Source organism: Variovorax sp. RTB1 (genome assembly GCF_035018765.1).
Classification (GTDB): Bacteria; Pseudomonadota; Gammaproteobacteria; order Burkholderiales; family Burkholderiaceae_C; genus Variovorax.
On the sequence record NZ_JASJXG010000067.1, the window covers coordinates 1 to 21,390 of the forward strand.

Sequence of the window (21,390 nt, forward strand, 5' to 3'; positions counted from 1 at the left end):
GGGGTGGGTGTCGCTGTTCGATCCTGTCGCGGTCGGCGCGTTGCTCGGTCTGCCGGAAGGCGCGGAGCCGATCGCCTTGCTGTGCCTGGGCCCGGTGCATGGCTTCTACGACGAGCCGATGCTGCAGCGCGAGCGTTGGGCGCAACGCTCGCCCTTGTCGTCGATGGTGTTCGACGATCGATGGGGTCGGCCCTCGGCCTTGTTCGACGCGCCGCAGGTCGGTACCTGCAACTCGGACTGAGTGGCCGCGTGACGACTGCCTTCGACGCGTTGCCGTGGGTCGCCAGCGCTGGCGTTTTGAGCGGCGCGCTCTGGTTGGCCCTCGCGATCGATCACTGGTTCGGCGAGCCTCCGGTGCGCTGGCATCCGGTGGTGTGGATGGGCAACTACCTCGACCGGATCGGGCGGTGCATTCCGACGCCGCCGGCGCAAGCTTTTGCGGCGGGCGCTGTGGCGTGGTGCGGCGGCGCGGGCGTCGTGTTCATCGTCGCCATCGTGCTGCAGAGGTGGCTGCTCGAACTGCCCGCGTGGGCGACCATCGCGTCGTTGGCGTTGCTGCTCAAGCCGCTGCTCTCATGGCGCATGTTGCATCGCGAAGTCGTCGCGGTGGAGGTCGCCCTGGGTGCGTCGCTCGACGCGGGCCGCGCGCAACTCGCAAGGCTGGTCAGTCGCGACGTCGCCGCACTGACCGAAAGCGAAGTGCGCGAAAGCGCCATCGAATCGCTGGCAGAGAACCTCAATGATTCGGTGATTGCGCCGATCTTCTGGTTCATGTTGCTCGGTTTGCCCGGTGCCGCCGTCTATCGCTTTGCGAACACCGCCGATGCGATGTGGGGCTACCGCGGCACACGCGGCGGGCGCGACTGGACATGGGCCGGCAAGTGGGCGGCGCGGGCGGATGACGTGCTGTCGTGGGTGCCGGCCCGCATCACGGGTTTGCTGCTGATGGTGTCGGTGCGCCCGTCGCACGCAGCGCTTCGGGCTTGGTGCGAATTGCGCCGCGAGGCAGCCCGAACGCCGTCGCCGAACAGCGGCTGGCCCATGGCCGCCATGGCTTTGGCGCTCGGGGTGCGGCTCGGTAAGCCGGGTGTGTACGCGCTCAACGCGCCGGCGCGGCCACCGGTTGCGGCCGACACGGCGCGCGCCGTAGTACTCGGCCACCGGGTCTTGCTGGCGCTGGCGGCCATCGCCGCCGTGACCGCACTGGCATGGTGAACGACCTATCGGACGAGCACGGTGGCCCCGATGCTGCCGGTGCCGTACCGCACGACTTTTCCAGCAACGGCAATGGCTGCGGTCCCTGTCCGATAGCACTGAAGGCGCTGCAGTCGGTCGATGCGAGCCGCTATCCCGACCCGCGCTCGATCAGGTTGCGCGTGCGACTCGCTGCGTTTCACGGCGTCGATTCAGCGCGCATCGTGATCGCGGCGAGCGCGAGCGAATTCATTCACCGCATCACAGCTGCCGTGGCGCAGGGCGGTGGCCGATGCGTCGCGCTGCCGGAACACAGTTACGGCGACTACGCCCGCGCCGCGCGGGGCTGGTCTTTCGATATCGTGCGCGAGCCATCGGACTGGAGCGTCGTCGACCTGGCGTGGTCTTGCGATCCGTCGAGTCCGCTCGGGCAAACCCCGACGGGACTCCCGGCACTGCTCGATGCGATGGAGGCGCGGCGCGCCCCTGTGGTTGTCGACTTCGCCTATGCGCCCCTCCGACTGACAGGCGATCCCGCGCTGACCGAAGCACAGCGTGACCGCGTCTGGCAACTGTGGACGCCCAACAAGGCGCTCGGATGCACCGGCATCCGAGCGGCCTACGGCATCGCGCCCAAGGTCGGCGCCCAGCGCCTGCGTGAGCGCGTCGATGCACTCGCGCCGTCGTGGCCGCTCGGCGCCCACGGCGCCGCGCTGCTGGACTGCTGGACCCATGCGGACACCCAGGCGTGGCTCGCAGAGAGCCGACACACGCTGAAAGTGTGGAAGACCGTGCAGCGCGAGTTGCTTCAGGACGCGACCGACTGGCGGCTCCTGCCCAGCGATACAAATTTCTTCTGCGTCGAACCTCTTGTTCCGCTGACACCCTTGCTTACACGATTGCGCGCCGCCGGAGTCAAGTTGCGCGACTGCACCTCGTTCGGGTTGCCCGGTTACCTGCGGATGGCGGTTTTACCACCGGCGAGTTTGCAGGCGCTGTTGTCGGCTATATAAGTTCACCCCTGGATTTCATCGAAGCCACGGATGCCACCGTCCGGCATCGAACATATCGAAATCCCCGCAATTGATTTGCCTTCGGCAATGAATTGACATCTTCGCGCGGTGAATCTCTTCTATTGATTGCCTTGCGGCCTCGGTCGAATGGGCCGCTGCACGCCAAAGTGCCCGCTCGCCGGCAGACCTGCCTTGCTCGCTGTCTCAGCGTCGGCAAATAGCCACTGCCAACCCTTTTGGTACGTGCGAGCGGCTCGGCAGGGCGACGTTACGACCGCCTTGCACATCCGATTCGTTCAAAAGCTGTTGTTTGCACACATCCACACATTTTTGCGGTGGGTTGGCACGTCTCAAACGCTGCATGACCAATCAAAAAACACTTTGATACAGGAATAGGTTTCATAAATATTGAATACAAAAGTTTTTTGTATTTGACAAAGGTGAACTAAATGTAATTAAGAAATTAATAAAGTAAATACTGTCGTAACCGTGTGATTTCGTGATTTTGTTCACCTTCATTTTTGACGTTTACAAATAAAGTTCGCGGCATTCGGAGCCCAAGAGCGAAAAGCTTTTTCCGAATTATCAATTCACTACAACTGTTAATGAATTGTCTTTATCCCTTCTAACTGACTTTTGAACTGGAGTTTTCATGTCAATTACCAATTTGCCTGCCGCCACTCGTCGACCCGCAGGAAAGATCCTTGCGCGTCTGGCTGCTCGGATCAACGCCGGCGTCGTGCTGATGACTTTCATGGCGGTGCCGGCATTCGCACAGACTGTCGTTGCCAAGGACGCCGCAGCCGTTGCTGAGAAAAAAGTCGTCGCTGTCGTGCTGACGCAGTCGAAGGTGGTCAAGGCCGCCGACGGCACCGAACAGTTGCAAGACGCAGCTTCGGTGAAGCCAGGTGACGTCGTCGAATACAAGGCGACCTACACCAACAACACCGGCAAGGCCGTGACCGGACTGGTCGCAAACCTGCCAATTCCAGAAGGCCTCGAGTACCTCCCGAAAAGCGCCAAACCCGGCGCTGCATTGGTCAAGGCTGCTGCCAAGGATGGCGTCTTCGCCGCCGAGCCTCTTACCCACACTGTGGCTGGCAAGACCGAACCGGTTGCATACGGTGACTACCGGTCGTTGCGCTGGACGCTGGGGCAGTTGCCTGCCAACGGCGTGACTGCCGTGTCGGCCCGCGCCCAGGTGCAGATCGTCGTGCCGCCTGCACCAAAGACATCCGCAGCCGCGCCGCAGGCGCCGCCGGTTGCCGTGCAGCCCGCTGCCAAAGCCACGCCGCGCTGATTGCCGACGCCCAGCGACGCCCACGCGATTTCTCCCCATTTCCCTATTTCTGTTTGACGTGCACCCCGGTCATTGCTTTTTCCCCACGAAGAAGCATCGGCCGGGTTTTTTTGTTCCTTTTTTGATCACCTCCAGGAGAAATCAAGTGCTTTCCAATTCGCCAACCCGTCGCGCAGGCCTCCAGCCGCGCAAGACATGGGCTGGCGCCGCAATCCTGACGCTGGGCTTCCTTTTTGGAAGTTCCGGAGTCATGGCCGCAGCGCCGCCCGCCAACACCATCATCGGGAACCAGGCCTCGGCCACGTACCTCGATCCGAATGGAGCCAGTCAACTGGCAACGTCTAACCTGGTGCAGACCACGGTTCAGCAAGTCGGCTCCTTCACGCTGGACACCGTTTCATCGGTGACCACGACCGTCATCAACACCAAGACCGGCGCGGCAGGTTCGACCGTCTATGCGCCTCACGTCCTGACCAACACCGGCAACGGCACCGACACTTTCAGCCTGTCGATCGCGGCACCTGCCAGCCCGAACGGCTTTACCCAGGTCCAGGTGTTCGCGGATGTCAACGGCGACGGTTTGCCGGACAGCACGACACCGTTGTGTACCGCCGTGCCCACTGCCGCCTGTAACGTCACCGCACAAACAGTCGCCGGCAACAACGGCGTGTTTCAGTTCGTAGTCGCTTACTCGATCCCGGGTACCGCGACGACCTCGTCGTTCACCTCGCCTGTCTCGGCCACGATCACTGCCACACCGACGACCACGGCGCTTTACGCCGTTGGCAACACGTCGGCAGCCGACGTCGATCACGTGAACCTCACGACCGGTGCGGCTTTCAACTCCACGAAGGGTTTGAACGTCCCGGCTGTTCCATGGTCGGCCAATGGCGGCGTGTGGCCTACCGCTTCGGCCAGCGGCCCGCGCTCAGCGGCGAGCTGTTTAGCGACTGTCGCGGGTGCTACGACACCAAGCGCTGGTTGCGTGTACACCGTGTACACCTTGAATTTCAGCAACACCGGCGCTGCAGCCGGCATGTTCGCGATCAAGGACACCTTGCCCGCAGGCTTCACGTACGTTCCTGGCTCTGCCGTCTGGAGCAATGCTCCTGGCGTCGCCCTGACCGACGCAGCCCTGGGTGATTCGACTGGCATCGACTACCAGGCATCCGGCAACGTCGTGACCGCCGTGGTGAGCTCGTTGGGCGCCAACGTCTCGCAAACGATCAGCTTCGTGGTGATGGTGAACAGCACGGCCGCCATCGGCACGTCGACCACCACCAACACCGCGATGTACAACCCGATCGACGCGACAGGCTCCACCTCGAGCGCCCCGACCGGTGTGACTTCGCCGACCAACCCTGCGTCGTTCACCGTCACGGGCACCTTCGGCATCGTCCTGGGTTCTGCTGCCGGTAGCTCAACGACAGCGATCGACACCAGCGCTGGCGTGCCCAATGCAACCGCCAACGACACCACCACCCTGGCAAACGCCGTTGCCGGCAGCACGGTGAAGTTCACGCAGACGGTATTCAACACCGGCAACTCGAGCGACATCGTCAATCTGACGGCCGCCTTGGGTAGCTTCCCTGCGGGCACGACCTTCAAGTTCTTCGCCGCCGACGGCCTGACGCCGTTGATCGACAACAACAGCGATGGCGTTGTGGACACGGGCCCGATCGCGGCCGGCTTGAGTGCGACGATCGTGGTTGCGGCCACGTTGCCTTCGCCAGCAGTTATTCCCACGGGTCCGTTCAGCGCGATCGTTACGGGTACATCGACTGGCGACAGCACGAAGTCTGAAACGACTCGCGACACCATCACCACCCTTGTTGGCGTGCTGGCCGACCTGACCAATACCGCCAGCGGCAATGGCGTGAGCGGCACCACCGGCAACGGCGACGTTGGCACAGGCCCGAGCCCTAGCCCGACCACGACGAACTCCACGGCGGCCGGTACCGGCACGGTCTTCACGTTGTTCGTGAAGAACAACGACACGGTTGCCAATACCTACAGCCTTGCGGCGAGCCAGACGACGTCCTTCCCAGGCAGCCTGCCAGCTGGATGGACGGTCAAGTTCGTGGCGTCCGGTGGCACCTGTGCCACGGTTGCGACCATCACCACGGTTGCCGTGCCGGCCAACGGTGGCCAGACGCAAGTCGAAGCCTGCGTGACGCCACCCGCATCGCAGGTGGCAGTGACCGCGCAGTTCATCTACTTCCAGATTCGCTCCACCCTCACAACGTCGACGGGCGCCATCGCCATGGACACCAAGACGGACGCCGTGACGGTGACCATCGCTGCAACGTACAGTGCCACGCTGACGCCAAACAACAATGGTCAAGTCGCTCCTGGCGGCTCCGTTGTGTATGCCCACACGCTGACCAACACCGGTGCCCAGAGCTGCGCAGGACCGTACACGGTTGCTGCAGCCCTGCCGCCTGCCGACGTCAGTGCCGGTTGGACAACCGCGCTGTACATCGACAACAACGGTGACGGCATGATCGATGCTGGTGACACGCTGATCTCCGGCTCGATTGCCGGCCCGCTGTTGGCAAGTGGCACGCAAAAGCTGCTGGTCAAGGTGTTCGCACCGGGCGGCGCCACAGCAGGCGCGACCGACACGGCCACCGTGACGGTGACATTCCCGGCTGGCGCAACCTCCTGCGGTACGCCATCGGCGACCGACCTGAGCACTGTCGTGACCGGTCAGATGCGCCTTGACAAGCTGCAAGCGCTCGACACAGCTTGCACCGGTTTGGTCACGCCAGTCGCAGCCACTGCCCTGGTTGCCAAACCAGGCGAATGCATCGTCTACAAGATCGTCGCGACCAACCAGGGCGCAGCCCCGGTCACGCAGATGTCGATCAACGACGCAGTGCCGGCCTACACCAGCCTCACGGGTGCCACGCAACCGGGCACGCGGTGCAGCTCCGTCAACACGACCCCGGTGCTTGCCAATGCGAACTACGTATCGACCGCCTCCACGGTGAGCTGCGGTACGGCCGCCACCGTCCAGCCCGGCGGCAGCGCCACGCTGATGTTCAACGTCAAGGTCAATTTCTGATCTGCGTTTGACTTCCGGCGGGTCTCCAGCTCGCCGGATTTTTTTGCGAAGCACCACCTCGGCGGAGGTGCTTCGCCTTTTTCCTCTGCGGCTTGAACGGGCCCAACGCCACAAGCACGCCCAGGCCCCAGCGGAAAAAGTCTCCAAATATTGAATGCCCCTGCGCAACGGGGGGCAGCGGAAGGTTCATCGCGTGTATTCCCATTTAGAAAAGGCCAGCGCTGGCTTATTGCGATGGCGCAAGGTCGGCAAGGCGCTCGTTGCCGGCGCTGCACTGCTGATCGGCAGTGCGTTGGTGCAGGCGGCGCCGGCACCGGGCGGCGCCGTGATTCGCAACGTCGCTACAGGCACCTATGTGCCGACCGGGTTTGCACAGACCGAGACCATTTCTTCCAATGCCGTTGTCGCTACCGTGCTGTCGGTGGAGGCATTGACGCTGACACAAGACCAGTCGGTCACACGACCTCCCGCGGCTGTTGTCACGCTGAGCCACCTGCTCACCAATACCGGCAATGTGGCGTCCAGCTACACGCTCAACTTAAGCAACGACGGCGCGGGTTGTACCCCGGACACGCTCGACCTGTCTTCGCTGCGCATCGTGCGCGACAGCAACAACAACGGCGTGATCGACAGCAGCGATCCCGTCATCGCGCTGAACAGCGCCGGAGCACTGCTTTTGCAACCCGGCCAGACCGCTGCACTCCTGGTTCAGGGCACCGTGCCTACGGTCGGTGCCGGCAATGCCTGCCTGTCGCTCGTGGCCACCACAGCGTTGCAAAGTTTGAATGCCTTCAACCACGATGTCGTGACGGTTGGCAACGTGGCAGTTATCGTGATCACGAAAAGCGCAACATACCCGGGCTTGGTGATCCCGGGCACGACCCGAATCGACTTCACCGTGTCGGGCGCAAACATCGGTTCGCAAGATGCGCAGCCCAGCAACGTCGCGGCGCCCACCAACACGCCCGTGCACGTCAACGGTGCGCCCGCGACACTGGTACTGGTACGCGACCTGGTGCCCGCTGGTACGCAATACATCGTTGGTTCCCTGCAAAGCGCTGCGGCCAATTCGACCAAGCTCTTCAGGTTGTCGGGTGACGCGCCCTTTAGCTATCGCACGGTCGAAGACGCCTCTGCCATCGAGGTGGCCATCGGCATTGCGACACCGGTGGTGCGCAATGCGTCTTTCGTAATGCAGTTCGGCGTCAAGGTCAACGCCAGCCTGACAGGCGACATCCGCAACACCGCGCAGAGTTATTACAACGACGCGATAAACCCGACGGCAGCGACGTCCAACACGATCGTCATCGCATCGAGTCAGGCACGCATCGGCGTCGCCAAGGCGGCTTCTTCGCCCAAGGTCAATCGCGGCGCTGACGGTCAACTCGACGGCACCGCCACGGTCCGTTTCAGCGTCAACATCCGTAACTACGGCACCCTGCCGCTCTACGATGTGCTGGCCCCCGACGTGCTCGAAGGCCTCGGCGCCAGCCAGTTCGGCACCTTCACCGCGGCGGCCGTTCCGGCGGCCAACCAGTACACCATCGTGCCGGGGTCGGTGTTGATCGGTGGCAATCAAGGCAACAACGTGAGCGGCACGCTCGCTGTCGCCAATACGAGCTTCGCCGGTACCGCGACCGCGTCCAACCTGCTGTCCCCCGGTGCTGTGTTGCCGGTCGGCGCACAGGTGACCGTGCAGTTCGACGCCCGCGTCAATTTCACCGGCCGCGCGGACACTCTCTACAACAGCGTCAAGGTATCGAGTGCACTCGCTGCCGGCGCATCGCCGACGATCTTCGACGACTCCGTCGACGGCGCCGACCCGGATCCTGATGGCGACGGCAACCCGAACAACAACAGTTCGCCGACACCGGTGTCGACGCAGCTTCCTTCGCTGACGCTGGTGAAGAACGCATCGCTGCCGCGTCGTGTCACTTCCGGCGTATTCGACATCGACTACACGCTGAAGATCACCAATACCGGCGTCGCTGCCGCGCCGAACGTGCGCGTCATCGACAACCTCAACTGCACATTCGACATGGACAAGCCGGAAGGCTTGATTGCTGCCTGGGCGCTGGTGGGTGCGCCCAAGGCAGCCAATGGGTTTCTGAATCCGGCGGCCAGTTTCACTGGCCGGGCAACCTGCAACCGCACCCAGATCAACAGCGCGGATCCTTTCAGCCTGCCCACCGAAGCGGCACTGAGCACGACCGATGGCAGCCGCGCCCTGGCGCCCGGCCAGAGCGAGCAGATCACGTTCACCGTGCGCGTCACCGAAAAACCTATCGCTATCGGCAACCGCGTGACGGTGATCAACAAGGCCTGGGCGGCCGCGTTCGAGCAAAACACCATCAACGTCACGCCGGCCATGCTGGTCGCGGCGACCTCGAATTCGGTGCAATCGCTGCTGATCGATCCGCAGGGCACCGTCTACAACTCGGTGACGCGCCAGCCGGTGGCCGGGGCACTCGTTACCTACACGCGGCAGTCTTGCAATAGCGGCCCTGTCACGCCCATCACTACCGCTGAAATCTCGGGCGCCGATTCAGGCACGTACACCTTCAACGCCAACGGCAGTATGTCGATGACTACGGGGGCCGATGGCGCCTACCAGTTCTACCTGCAGTCGCCACCCATCACCGGCTTGTGCACCTATGGCCTTTCCGTGACGCCCCCGGCGGGCAGTGGCTATGTCTACCCGTCGGTGCTCATTCCACCGACGCCGGGCCGCTATGCGAGTTGCGGCGCCATCGTGCCCAACAGCGCGGCGCCGCAATCTGCCGATCCGACGAGCTACTATTTTGCGGTCGTGTCCGGTGTCAATCCTGACGGTACTGCCTGCGATGTGGTGCACAACCATATTCCGCTGGACCCGGGCAACGTGCTGGGCCTGCTGCTGCGCAAGGACGGCAGCAAACGCCAGGCCGAGTTCGGCGACTTCATCGACTACGCACTGACCGTCACCAACAAGACGGGCTTTCCGATCACTGGCGTGAACTTCAGCGACAGCCTGCCACCCGGCTTCGCCTTCGTGGCGAACAGCGCGCGGCTGAACGGTGCCGTCGCTGCCAACCCGGCAGGGGGCGCAGGGCCGTTGCTGGGCTTCGGATTTCCGGCGCTGACCCTGGGACCGGATCAGTCTGCTGTGGTTCGGTATCGCCTGCGTATCGGCGTGGGTGCGCCAACGAATGGCGATGCCGTCAACCGTGCGCGCGCGTCCTCGGGTCCGATTCAATCCAACCTGGCCAGTTGGCGAGTGCGGGTCACGGGTGGAGTTTTCTCGGACGACGCATTCGCCTTTGGCAAGGTGTATCTGGATTGCAAGCGCGACGGCAAGCAAGAGGGTCTCGAAGAACTCGGCGTGCCCGGCGTGCGTCTGTACCTGGAAAACGGGACCAACGTCGTGACCGATGTGGAAGGCAAGTGGAGCCTGTATGGCCTGAAGCCGATCACGCATGTGCTCCGGCTCGACCAGACCACCTTGCCTCGCGGCGCGCGACTCGAAGTGCTGGACAACCGAAACGCGGGCACACCAGAAAGCCGCTTCGTCGACTTGAAGAAGGGCGAGTTCCACAAAGCCAACTTCATCATCACCAACTGTGAAGACAAGGGCGTGATCGACGAGGTCGCCGCCCGTCGCGCCGCCATCGCGGCATTGCCCGACACCGAAGCCGAGGCTCAGGTTCGACTGCGTCTCGACCCCGAAGGCAAGATCATTCCGGTGGGCGACACGCGCTCGCTGCCAGCCAGTGGACAGTCGCTCGCGGGCGGTAGTTCAGGCACCGTGCAGGCCACTTCCGCGCCGCTGATCGCGCTGCCTGTGCCCACCGGCAAGGGCAGCACCTTCGTGAGTGCCGCGGGCGGCACGGGCGGTGGCACGCTGGGAACGGCGGGCGCCGCGGCACCGACGCCGGCTGGCAGCCTCTTCAGCGCGCTGAATGGCTTGCCGACCAACGGCCTGCCTTCGTCGACCATCAGCGGCCGTGCCACCGGCGTGGGCGCTTTTGCCGATCGACCGATCGACACCACCGGTGCCATGCTGGAGCCGCGGAGCCAGCCGCTGCTGATGCAGGCCGTGCCGAGCGCCATCGACCTCGAAGTGCTGCTGCCGCAGATCGACAGCAACGCACTCGGCTTCATCGGCCTGAAGGACGGCGATACCGTTCCCAGCCAGTCGATCAACGTGCGGGTCAAAGGCGAATTGAACGTGTCTCTGCGCCTGACCGTCAACGGCACCGCGATCGACGGTAAGCGCGTAGGAAAAAAGACGCAACTCGCCGCCAAGAAGATCAGTGCCTGGGAATACATCGGCGTGCTGCTCAAGCCCGGTGTCAACCTCTTGAAGGTCGAGGCGATGGACGATTTTGGTAACGCTCATGGCGAGCCAGCGCAAATCAGCATCGTCGCGCCCGACAAGCTTGCGGCCATCCAGATCGATCTACCCGAAGTGGCACGCGCCGACCTGCGCACGCCCGTCATCGTCAAGGTGCGCCTGGTGGATGCAGCCGGCGTTCCGGTCACTGCCCGAACCCAGCTCACGCTCGAAAGCGACCGCGGCCGCTGGCTGGACGAAGACCTGAATCCGGCCGAGCCCGGCACGCAGGTGTTCATGGAAGGCGGCGCGGCGGAGTTCCGTCTGCTGCCGCCCGGCGAGCCAGGCGATGCGCGTATCCGCGCAACGGCCGGCGACCTCGTCAAGGAAGTGCGACTTGCGTTGTTGCCCGAGATGCGTCCGATGATCGGTGTCGGCATTGTCGAAGGCGTGCTCGACTTCACCAAACGCGGCAACCGCGCGCTGGGCGCCATGCCTGCCGGTGCCGCCTTCGAGGCCGAGCTGACGGGACTGAAAGACCAGGGTGGCGACCGGCGCGCCTCGGGCCGTGCGGCGTTTTTCTTCAAGGGAACCGTCAAGGGCGACTACTTGCTGACCGCGTCTTTCGACTCCGACAAGACCGAAAAAGACCGCTTGTTCCGCGACATCCGTCCCGACGAGTTCTATCCGGTCTATGGCGATTCGGCCGTTAAAGGCTTCGACGCGCAAAGCACGCAGAAGCTCTATGTGCGCATCGACAAAAATCGCAGCTACCTGCTGTACGGCGACTTCACAACGGCCAGCAGCACCGAGGTGCGAAACCTGAGCCAGAGCAATCGTTCGCTCACCGGCATGAAGCACGTGTACGAAGACGACACGGTGCGCGCCACCAGCTACGTGAGCCGGACCGCGCAGGTCCAGCAAGTCGAAGAGTTTCGCGCCGTAGGTACCTCGGGCCCTTATTACCTGAGCGCCACGGGCGGTGATTTCGTCGACAACAGCGAGCAGATCGAAGTCATGGTCCGCGACCGCAACCAGCCGAACATCGTGCTGCAGCGCACCGCCGTGACACGCTTCGTCGACTACACGGTCGAGCCGTTGACGCGCCGCATTCTGTTCACGCATCCGATCTCCTCGGTCGATGCGAACCTGAACCCGCAGTCGATCCGCGTCACCTATGAAGTCGACAGCGGTGGCCCCAAGTTCACCGTGGCCGGCACCGATGTCCAGGTCAAGGTGGGTGAGCGCGTGCAGCTCGGCGTGGTCGCCAGCACCGACCAAAACCCGCAAAACAAACGCAAGCTCGAGGCAGTGACCGGCATTGCCCGTATCGGCGACAACACGACCGTGGCGGCCGAACTGGTCCATACCGAATCCGACGCAAAGGGCAACGGGAACGCTGGCCGGGTCGAAGCGCGCTATCAGGACGAAAAACTCGCCGTCGTTGCGTTGGCCAGCAAAACCAGCGAAGGTTTCGACAACCCCGGCGCCTCCATCATGGCCGGACGCACCGAAGTCTCCGCCCGTGCTGAATACAGGGTCGATCCAACCACTGCTGTGCGCGCCGAAGCGCTCTACAGCAAGGACGCACTGCTGACCGGCGGCACCAAGGGTGCGACGGTGAGCGCACAGAAGAAACTGAGCGACACGCTCGTGGCCGAGGTCGGTCTGCGACAAGGGCAAAGCACGACGGGCCTCGGCTCCAGCTCCGGCTTCGACTACGGGCAGATCTCCACCTACAACGGTCAGCTCGGCGGCAGCGTCGGTGCCGGCAACGTGACCGCACTCGGCTCGGCAGCCACTTCCGCCAGCACCCAGAACGAGAGCCTCACCACGGTGCGCGCGCGCCTCTCATCGGCGGTGCCCGGTTTGCCACAGGCACAGGTGTTCGTCGAAGGCGAGCAAGACGTCAAAGACGGCAGTCGCCATACCGTTGCGGTCGGTGGCAATTACGCGATCACCGACAAGACGCGCGCTTACGCCCGCTATGAACTGGTCTCGTCGCTGAATGGGCCCTATGACGCGACCAGCACGCAGACCCACAACGTGGGCATCGTCGGCATCGAGAGCGCCTACATGGAGGGCGGCCGTGTGTACAACGAATACCGCCTGGCAGACAGCATCGACGGCCGTTCGGCGCAAGCCGCTTTGGGTGTGCGCAACACCTTCAAGGTGACCGACCACCTGCGACTGACTGCCGGCATGGAACACACCCGCACTCTGAGCGGTGCCAGCAACAGCGTGAACAGCGGCAACGGCTACGCGTCCACTGGCCTGGGCGAATCGACTGCCATCACGGGCGGCGCGGAATACAGCGATGGTGGCTTCAAGGCGAGCGGTGTGCTCGAAGCCCGCAATGGTGACGACGCCAACACGCGCCTCTTCAGCGCGGGCGCCGGCTACAAGCTCAACCCTGAAGTGAGCCTGCTGGCGCGCAGCGTGATCAGCGACAGCGAAGGGCAGGGCGCCAATGCCGGCAACGAGCGTCACTTGCAGCGCCACCAGATTGGCCTGGCCTACCGGCCGGTCGACACCGATACGTGGAACGCATTGGCACGCTACGAGCATCGCTCTGAAAAGATCGTCGGTGGTGGCAACTCGGCCGGCGCCCTCAGCGGCGGAAGCGCTTTTGGCAGCGACTCCGGCAACGCCACCCTGCCGGGCACCACCAGTGCCGACATCGTTTCAGCGCACCTCAACTTCAACCCTGAACGCGGCACCGTCATCACCGCGCGCTACGCCGCCAAGGTCAGCCGCGCCGACGACGGGGTGCTGCCCAGCACTTACTGGGCTCACCTGGTGCAAGCCCGCTGGACCAAGGACCTGAACGCCCACTGGGACGTCGGCGTGCAGGCGGGCGTGCTTTACGGCAAGGGCGGCGGACTGCAAAAGACCGCCGGCGTTGAGGTGGGCTACCAGGCCTACAAAAATACGTGGGTCTCGGCCGGCTACAACGTCGTCGGCCTGAAAGACCGCGACCTGACCGCCAACGAGTACACGAGCAAAGGTGCTTATGTACGACTGCGTTTCAAGTTCGACGAGACGGGGTTGGGCTTTGCGTCGGCGGGCGGAGATGCTGCATCCGCCAAGCCTGTGGATGCCATTACCGCTGCCAACGAAGCAGCTCGCGCCATGCCGGTGATCGCGCCAGCGCCGCTCGCCTTGCCGGCCAAGACCACGCTGCAGGCCGAGACGCTGTTCGACTTCGGCAAGTCATCGATCAAGCCCGAATCTCACGCCGCACTCGACGTGCTGGCGGCGCAAATCAAGGCCGCCGACTTCGACGTGGTGATCACTATCGGACACACCGATTCGGTCGGTTCCCAGGACTTCAACCAGAGCCTGAGCGAGCAGCGCGCCAATGCCGTGCGCGCCTACCTCATTGCCCATGGCGTGGACGCTGCGCGCATACGCAGCGAAGGCAAAGGTGAGAAAGAGCCCATCGCATCGAATGCAACGGCGCACGGCCGAGCGCAGAACCGTCGGGTCGAGATCGAAGTTCTCGGCCAGGAAAAACAGCACAGTGGGCAACCGCCAGAGCCGACGAGTCGACATTGAAAAACAACATGACGAGCAAAAGTGACCGTAAGTCCATGGTGTCATATCTGATTCATCGCATCGGAAGACAAGTACCAAGAACTGCACTGCGTGCAGCGGCCGGGCTGTTGAGCAGTGTGCTGTTGGCGCAGTCAGCGATCGCCGCATGTACCCCTGCTGTCGTCAACGGTGACTTCCCACTCGGTTCGGGTGGATGGACCATGGGTGCAGGTTGGGGCTACAACAGCGCGGCTGGAAACATCGGCACAACAATCGACAACCTGGGTACGCAGGCTGCAACAGTCTTAGTCACCAATGCGAAGCCCGGCGCTCTGGTGTCGTTTTCGATGCAGCACGGCGGTGGTGGCGGCCCGGTTAACTCGCGGTTGGACATCATTTACAACGGCGTCCTGTACATGGCGATCAACACGAACAATGGCGGTGGCTCAGGTGCCAGTAGCCCCCCAGGGATGGGCGGTGGCGCGACTTGCGTCAGTGGCTGTGGTTCCAACCCGCGAAATGTTTTTAACAACTACTCTTTCCGGCTACCGGCTGGGTCCATATCGACGGCCAATTTGTCCTTCAGCGCAGTGCAGCTCAATGGTGGTGTTGTGGACGACGTCTCAATTGACAATGTTGTTGTCGAAATGGGCCCCGCCATTTGCCTGAGCGAAAGAACGATTGGCGGCTCAGGCGGTGCTTTCGCGCTTGGAGGCACAAATATTGACTACGTCGTCAACACAATAGCTGTCGACGCCACTAAAACCCAGGCCGTGGGGGCAAGCGCCACCTTCGAAATGGATGGAACCACGTCCCAAACCGGTAATCAGGCCATGAGGGTTGTGGGCAGTTCTGCGACTGTGACGCAGACGAGTATTCCCGCGGCTTACGCCTTCCAGCAAGCAGTGTGTACTGGTGGAGGCGGAACCGCTACTGCCAATCCTTCGGGCAATGGATCGTTTTCCATCACTGGGCTAACCGGGATGGCTAACTGCACCATCACCAACGCGGCGCTACCTATCGTCAGAGTTAAAAAAACAACCACTAACGGTTCGGGAACCACAGCATTTGGTTTTACGTTGAACGGCGCATCACCCGGCTCCGAAAACATTTCGTTTACCAGTCCCAGCACAAGTCCTGCATCGCCAGCGCCACACACGGCGACTGCAGGCTCAATCACTGCTGTCACCATCACCGAGTCAAGCGTACCAACAGGTTGGCCTGCAAATCCGACTGGTGTCTCGTGCATAGACGCCAACGGTGCGAGCACGGGCAATGGTGGGGGAAACCTTGGCACTTTGTCAGGAAATGCGGCTACGGTGCCCGTCACGGCCATGCGAGGCGGTGCCGACATCACGTGTACTTTCACCAACTCGTTAGTGCCTGACCTGTCCATCGTGAAAAGTCAGCGGCTCGGCACGACGGGTACTTTTATAGGGCCAGGTACTGGGTTGAAAGCGCCCGTTTCGGGCACGGTTCAATACCAGTTGGTGATTGCGAACGCTACTGGCAGGCCCACTGCCAGCAACATCACATACAGCGACGCAGTGCCTTCGAACTTCGGCTCGCCAACAGTGGTAAGTACATCGCCTTCGGCCGGAGTCACGTGCCCAGCGCCCACGTTCAGCGGCAACACGTTGAATGGTGGTGGACTGACGCTGCCGGCCAATGGAACCTGCACTATTGTTTACTCCGTGACAGCCAATACGCTCACCAGCCCGTCTGCAGGGGTTGTCAACACTGCCACGGTCACCACGACTCCCACGGGCGGCACGGACACCAATACGGCAGATAACACTTCTTCAGTCACGACCTTCATCAATCCCATTATTCGATTGAATGACTCCGTCGTCGGTACCCCGCCCCCGGGGGATAGTGCATTGTTCAACCTGTCGATCGGCGGAGCCAATGCCACCACAGCATTTCCCGGAGGCGGTACCAACCCCCAAAACAACCAAGGCAACGGCGGCACTACCGGGTGGGTAATGATCGATGCGACGGACTCAGGGATTGCCTGGTCTACCGTGACGGTGGCTGAAACCGCCGGCAACACGACGACGCTTGCCTACTACAAACCAAACCTGACTTGCTTCGACGGGAATGGTGCGTCCTTTCCCCCAAGCGGGTGGACCTACCCGGGCGGCCCGATCGCAGGCGGGACCTACTCCAACGTAGTCGCGGCACCGCAGAACCCGGCTGTTGGCGCTGCAGCAATGATCACCTGCACTTACACCAACACGGTGAAGACGGCCACATTGCAAACCACCAAGTCCTGGGGCACAGGCAGCCTGGCCAGCGACACGGCCAACATTGCCGCCACCACCGGCGGCACGCCGGGCAATGCCCCGGCGTTTAGCAGGGCAGGTGGCACAGCGGGTACCAGCGGCGCACCCGTGACTGTGAACGTTAACAGCAGTCTGATCTTCCCGGCAGAGACCTTCGCCCCGGCGGGCAGTGCCGCCAAATACACCACGGTTCTGGTCTGTACGGCCGATGGCGGCGCCACGGCCAATTTCTTGAACGGCACCAATGTTCCGGCGAATGGTCAGAACAGCAACACGCTGGTGATAGGCGCGGCTGACGACGGCAAAGCGATCGTTTGCTCCTACACCAACACGCTCAAGCCTGCATCGATCATCTTGCAGAAGACCTGGCGCAACGGTACCGACAACAACGGCACCACCAGCACAACCACCATTCCAGCCCTCAGCACGGGAATGGTCACAGCTACGGGCGTGGTGAATTCGACGTCGGGCGCGACGCCGCCGAGCAACAACAGCACCAGCAGCACGCCGGGTGCGGCGGCGGTGGGTGCCACGCTCACGCTTCCCGTTGAAACCCTGGGAGCGGGGGCCGCGCGCTTTGGCATTGGTGCCGCGGCGCCGGTCTACTCCTGCACCGACGGCACTACCACCGTCAATAACATCGCTCAGGGCGGCACCGTGACGGTTCCTGCCAGCAGTGCCAATGGCACGCTGACCTGCACACTGACGAATGCCGCACTGCCGGTGGTGGTGTTGGCCAAGGCAGCGCGTCCTGGTTCACAGTCACCTACGTTCAACTTCACCGTGAGCGGCGCCACCAATGGCAGCGCGGCGCTCGCGTTCACCCCGAACAACTCGGTGGTTACCCAATACGCGGCGCAGGAACATCGCGGCACCGTGGGTACGGCGGTGACCATCACCGAGGCGACTACCGCCAACTGGCCCAGCGCGCCCGCATCGGCGGTGTGTACCGATCTGAACGCAGCCAATTCGGGCAACCCGGCGACGATTCCGATCGTTTCCAACACCGCCACCGCCACCTACACGGTCCCGGCCGCCAACATGGTGCTGGGCGCCAACATCCAGTGCGTCTTCTCCAACGAGCAGCCCCAGGTCACGCTCAACAAGACATTCGTCGGTGTGGCGCGCGATTCGGGCAACTTCACCTTGCGCATCAGCGGCGTCAACAGCCAGCCAGGCAATGCCGACGTGACAGCGCCTGCCACCTACGCCAGTGGCGGGGGCGGCACTCCTTTTGTCGTGGTCAACGCCGGTCAGACAGTGACATTGAGTGAGACGGCTGGCTCAGGAACCTCGCTGTCCAACTACACCCCCACCATCAGCTGCAGAGACGGCAACAATTTGGCGTACGCCACGACGGTCGGCGTGCCCGGCAGCTGGACGCTGACGGCGCCCAGCGGCTTCATCTCGGGCAACAGCGAGTTCATCCGCTGTGACATCACCAACACGGCCCCGACCACGCTCCAACTCAACAAGACCTGGGCCGCCAACTCGACCGCGGGCGACCAGATCACGGTGACCACGACGGGCGGCAGCGCCAACCCAACCGTGTCGTCGACCGCGACCGCCGCCACTACGCCGACCACGACGACCGGCCTACCTGCCACGGTGGCGGTGGGCAACACCATCAACTTACCGGCAGAGACTTTCACCCCGTCGACCAGTGCCGCCAACTACACCACGTCGCTGGCTTGTACGGGGGGCACCTTGAGTGGCACCGACGGCCAGGTGAACAACACCTTGGTGATACGCGCGGCCGACAACGGTCAGCCGATTGTTTGCACCTACACCAACACCCTCAAGCCTCTCAACTTTTTCAGGCTGCGGTTGAGGAAGGTATTTGCCGGCAACATCACCCCCAACGACGCCATTACGGCGACCACCACCGGCGGCACTTTCTCAGGCAGCCCGTCTAATCCCACGCTCACTGCGGACGCCCTGGGTGGAAGCACGCCGACCACTGGCGCATCGGTCTTTGTCACCCAGGGGAACACCATCAGGCTGCTGGCGGAGAACTTCACCACCGGCAGCCAGGCCAACTACACGACGACGGTGAGTTGCAACAACACGGCATCGCCGGTGACCAATGCCACGCCGCCAGTGAACTTCACGGTGTCGTCGGTCGAGCCGTCGATTACCTGCACTTACACCAACACCCCCGTGGCCGCCCCTCCTGCGATTCTCAACACCACTAAAGTGCTGCAGGGCATTAACGGCGTTGCGGCCACGCCGGGTGCCTCTGTGAAGGCGGGCGACATCCTGGACTACCAGATCAGCGTGACAAACACCGGAGGCTCGTCGGGCACGACCACGTTGACCGACAACGTTCCGGCCAACACCGTCTTCAGCAGCGCCGCCCCGAGCCTGGGCTGGTCCTGTGCGAATGGCGCGGCGAGCGGTACGGCGTGCACCCAGACCGTGACCGTGGCGGCGGGCGCCACCACGTTGCTGGGCTACCGCATCACCGTTTTCAATCCGCTCCCGGTGGGCACGGCGAGCATCGCCAACAGCGTGACGACCTCCACCGGCATCTGCAGCAGTTGCAGCGTGAGTAACCCGACCGTGGCGGTTCTCGACACGTCCAAGGCGCTCGTCAAGGTCAACGGTGCGGTCACGACCGGCACCGCCACGGTGGCGGGCGGCGACGTCTTCCTCTACAACATCGTTGTCCGCAATACGGGCGGCAGCAGCAGTACGACCGTGTTGAGCGAGACCGTACCGGACCACACCAACTACACCGGCTCGGGCGAGGGATGGTCATGCGCCACCGGCTCGGCGGCCGGCATCGTCTGCACATTGAGCGTCACCACAGCCCCCGGCAGTGTCACGACGCCCTTCACCGTGACGGTGGTCAACCCGCTGCCGGTGGGCACCACGACGATCGTCAATACCGTGACGACCTCGGTAGGTACCTGCAGCGCCTGTACCGTGACCACGCCGGGGACTAACCTGGATGTGTCGGGGCGAGTCTTCACCGACAACGGCGCGGGCGGAGGCACAGCTAACGACGGGCTGATCAACGGCGCGGAGGTTGGCGTGGCACGCGTCGGCATCAAGCTGACGAACTGCGCGGCGACCATCTACGGCACGACCATCACCGATGGAACCGGCGGCTTCAAGATAGGGGTCAACTCGTCCCTGCCAGTGGGCAACCCGCTGTGCGTGGAGGAAACCAACCCGGCCACGCGGGTCTCGACCGGCGCCTCTTACGGCAGCACGGCGCTACCTTCCGGTACGGCCGTGACCGCAAGCGGAACCAGCTACACCTACACCCGCACCGGCACACCTGACCGCATCGCCTTCGCGTGGAACGGCACCGGTCATGCCGGGTTGAACTTCGGCGATGTCGACCCCAACACTTTTGTCGCCGATGGCACTAAGGGCGGTCAGCCCGGCAACACCGTCAGCTACTCCCACACCTTCACCGCGCAGACGGGCGGCTCGGTGAGTTTCACGATTGCATCCGCAGTCGCAGCGCCGACCCTCGCCGGCTGGAACGAGAAGGTCTTTGCCGATGTCGGTTGCACCGGCACGCTGCAAGCGGGCGCTGCGGTGTTGTACCCGCCAGCGGCGCCGACGACAGTGGTGGCAGGTCAGCAGGTCTGCATCGTGATGCAGGAGTTCATCCCGGCGACGGCGCAAAACGGCTACGTCAATACGGTCAAGTTAGAGGCTGATTTCAACTTCACCAATGCAGCACCCACGCTTTCTGCCAGCTACCAGGTAACCGACGTGACCACGGTCGGAAGCAATGCATTGGACTTGAAAAAGGAAGTGCGCAACGTCACCCAAGGCGGTGTGTTCGGCGTCAACAACCAGGCCAAGTCGGGTGAGACGCTGGAGTACCGCATCTCCTATACCAACAACGCCGCTGCACCGATCAGCACGCTGGCGATCAACGACACGACGCCCGCCTACTCGACCTTCGTGAGCGCCCTGCTGGAGAGCACGCCGGTCACGCTGACGGCCTGCGCAAAGAACACGCCGGCCAACCCGCTGCCGGCAGCGACCGTCGCATGCCCCACGGCGCAGGCCGTGGGTGGCACCGGCCCTCTCGACTGGAAGTTCACCGGCTCGCTGGCACCGGGCGGCACCGGTGCGGTGCTGTTCCAGGTGAAGGTCAACTGATATTCACCAAGGTAGAACACCGGATGCGAACGCACTCCAAATCGAAGGAAGCTGGTTACTGGCTTCAGGTCGTTAACCAGTCACGTGTGGCGTAGCCCGCATTTCGTCGCGGCCATGCGGCGCCGGCTGGTTGCGGTTGCTTGGACGGTAGCGGCTTCCACCATGTTCGCGCTGCCGGCACAGGCGGCGGTCACGTCCTGCACGCCGAGCGGCACGGTGCCGGCAGGGCAACCCGGGGCGGGCGCTGCTTACAACAACTGCAGGGTGGTGACCAATTCCGGCGGTGACCAGACCCTCGCCGTCCCGGCGGGCAATTACGTCGAGTCCCGCGTCTGGGGCGCGGCGGGAGCGACGGGCTATTGGGTCAATGTCAGTGAGTTTGGTAACAGCGGCTACGGAGGTTACGGTGGCGCTGGCGCCTTTGCCAAAGGCGGCTTTGTTGCCAATGGCACGACCCTGTACTTGGTGGTGGGCGATGGCGGCCGATACTTTCCCAATGGGGCGGCATTGACCACGCCCTATGGAGGCGGTGGCACGCGCAATCCCACTACGGG

The 21,390-nt window shown here is 63.2% G+C and carries 7 protein-coding genes and 3 pseudogenes; 9 read left to right on the forward strand and 1 reads right to left on the reverse strand.

The features are described from left to right. The 6 genes and pseudogenes from QN397_RS24490 to QN397_RS24515 form a co-directional block, all read left to right on the forward strand. A pseudogene (locus QN397_RS24490) lies at positions 1-241 on the forward strand (5,6-dimethylbenzimidazole synthase); the annotation flags it as partial. A gap of 8 nt (positions 242-249) precedes the next feature. Beyond that, complete coding sequence (gene cbiB, locus QN397_RS24495; RefSeq protein ID WP_323502205.1) at positions 250-1,215, forward strand: adenosylcobinamide-phosphate synthase CbiB; 966 nt, start codon at positions 250-252, stop codon at positions 1,213-1,215. Continuing rightward, a complete protein-coding gene (locus QN397_RS24500) occupies positions 1,212-2,207 on the forward strand; it encodes an aminotransferase class I/II-fold pyridoxal phosphate-dependent enzyme (RefSeq protein WP_323502206.1) in 996 nt (331 codons plus the stop codon). The genes cbiB and QN397_RS24500 overlap by 4 nt, the downstream gene beginning before the upstream one ends. A gap of 652 nt (positions 2,208-2,859) precedes the next feature. Next, entirely contained in the window at positions 2,860-3,507 is a 648-nt protein-coding gene (locus tag QN397_RS24505; protein WP_323502207.1) for a hypothetical protein, read from the forward strand. Between the two features lie 145 nt (positions 3,508-3,652). Then, positions 3,653-6,574 (forward strand): hypothetical protein, encoded by a 2,922-nt coding sequence (locus QN397_RS24510; protein ID WP_323502208.1) that lies wholly within the window; start codon positions 3,653-3,655, stop codon positions 6,572-6,574. Positions 6,575-6,767: 193 nt separating this feature from the next. Next, on the forward strand, positions 6,768-14,444 hold the full coding sequence (locus QN397_RS24515) for an OmpA family protein (RefSeq protein ID WP_323502209.1): 7,677 nt from the start codon (positions 6,768-6,770) through the stop codon (positions 14,442-14,444). Positions 14,445-15,309: 865 nt separating this feature from the next. Here QN397_RS24515 and QN397_RS24520 read toward each other — a convergent pair. Further along, the gene (locus QN397_RS24520; protein ID WP_323502210.1) at positions 15,310-15,672 is read right to left on the reverse strand and encodes a hypothetical protein; all 363 of its coding nucleotides are present in this window, start codon (positions 15,670-15,672) and stop codon (positions 15,310-15,312) included. A gap of 85 nt (positions 15,673-15,757) precedes the next feature. Between QN397_RS24520 and QN397_RS26830 the strand changes: the two are divergent. From QN397_RS26830 to QN397_RS24535, 3 genes and pseudogenes are all read left to right on the forward strand, one after another. Then, positions 15,758-16,174: pseudogene (locus QN397_RS26830) on the forward strand (hypothetical protein); the annotation flags it as partial. Between the two features lie 234 nt (positions 16,175-16,408). Further along, on the forward strand, positions 16,409-20,836 hold the full coding sequence (locus tag QN397_RS24530) for a hypothetical protein (RefSeq protein ID WP_323502212.1): 4,428 nt from the start codon (positions 16,409-16,411) through the stop codon (positions 20,834-20,836). Between the two features lie 162 nt (positions 20,837-20,998). Further along, positions 20,999-21,390, forward strand: a pseudogene (locus QN397_RS24535) (hypothetical protein); the annotation flags it as partial.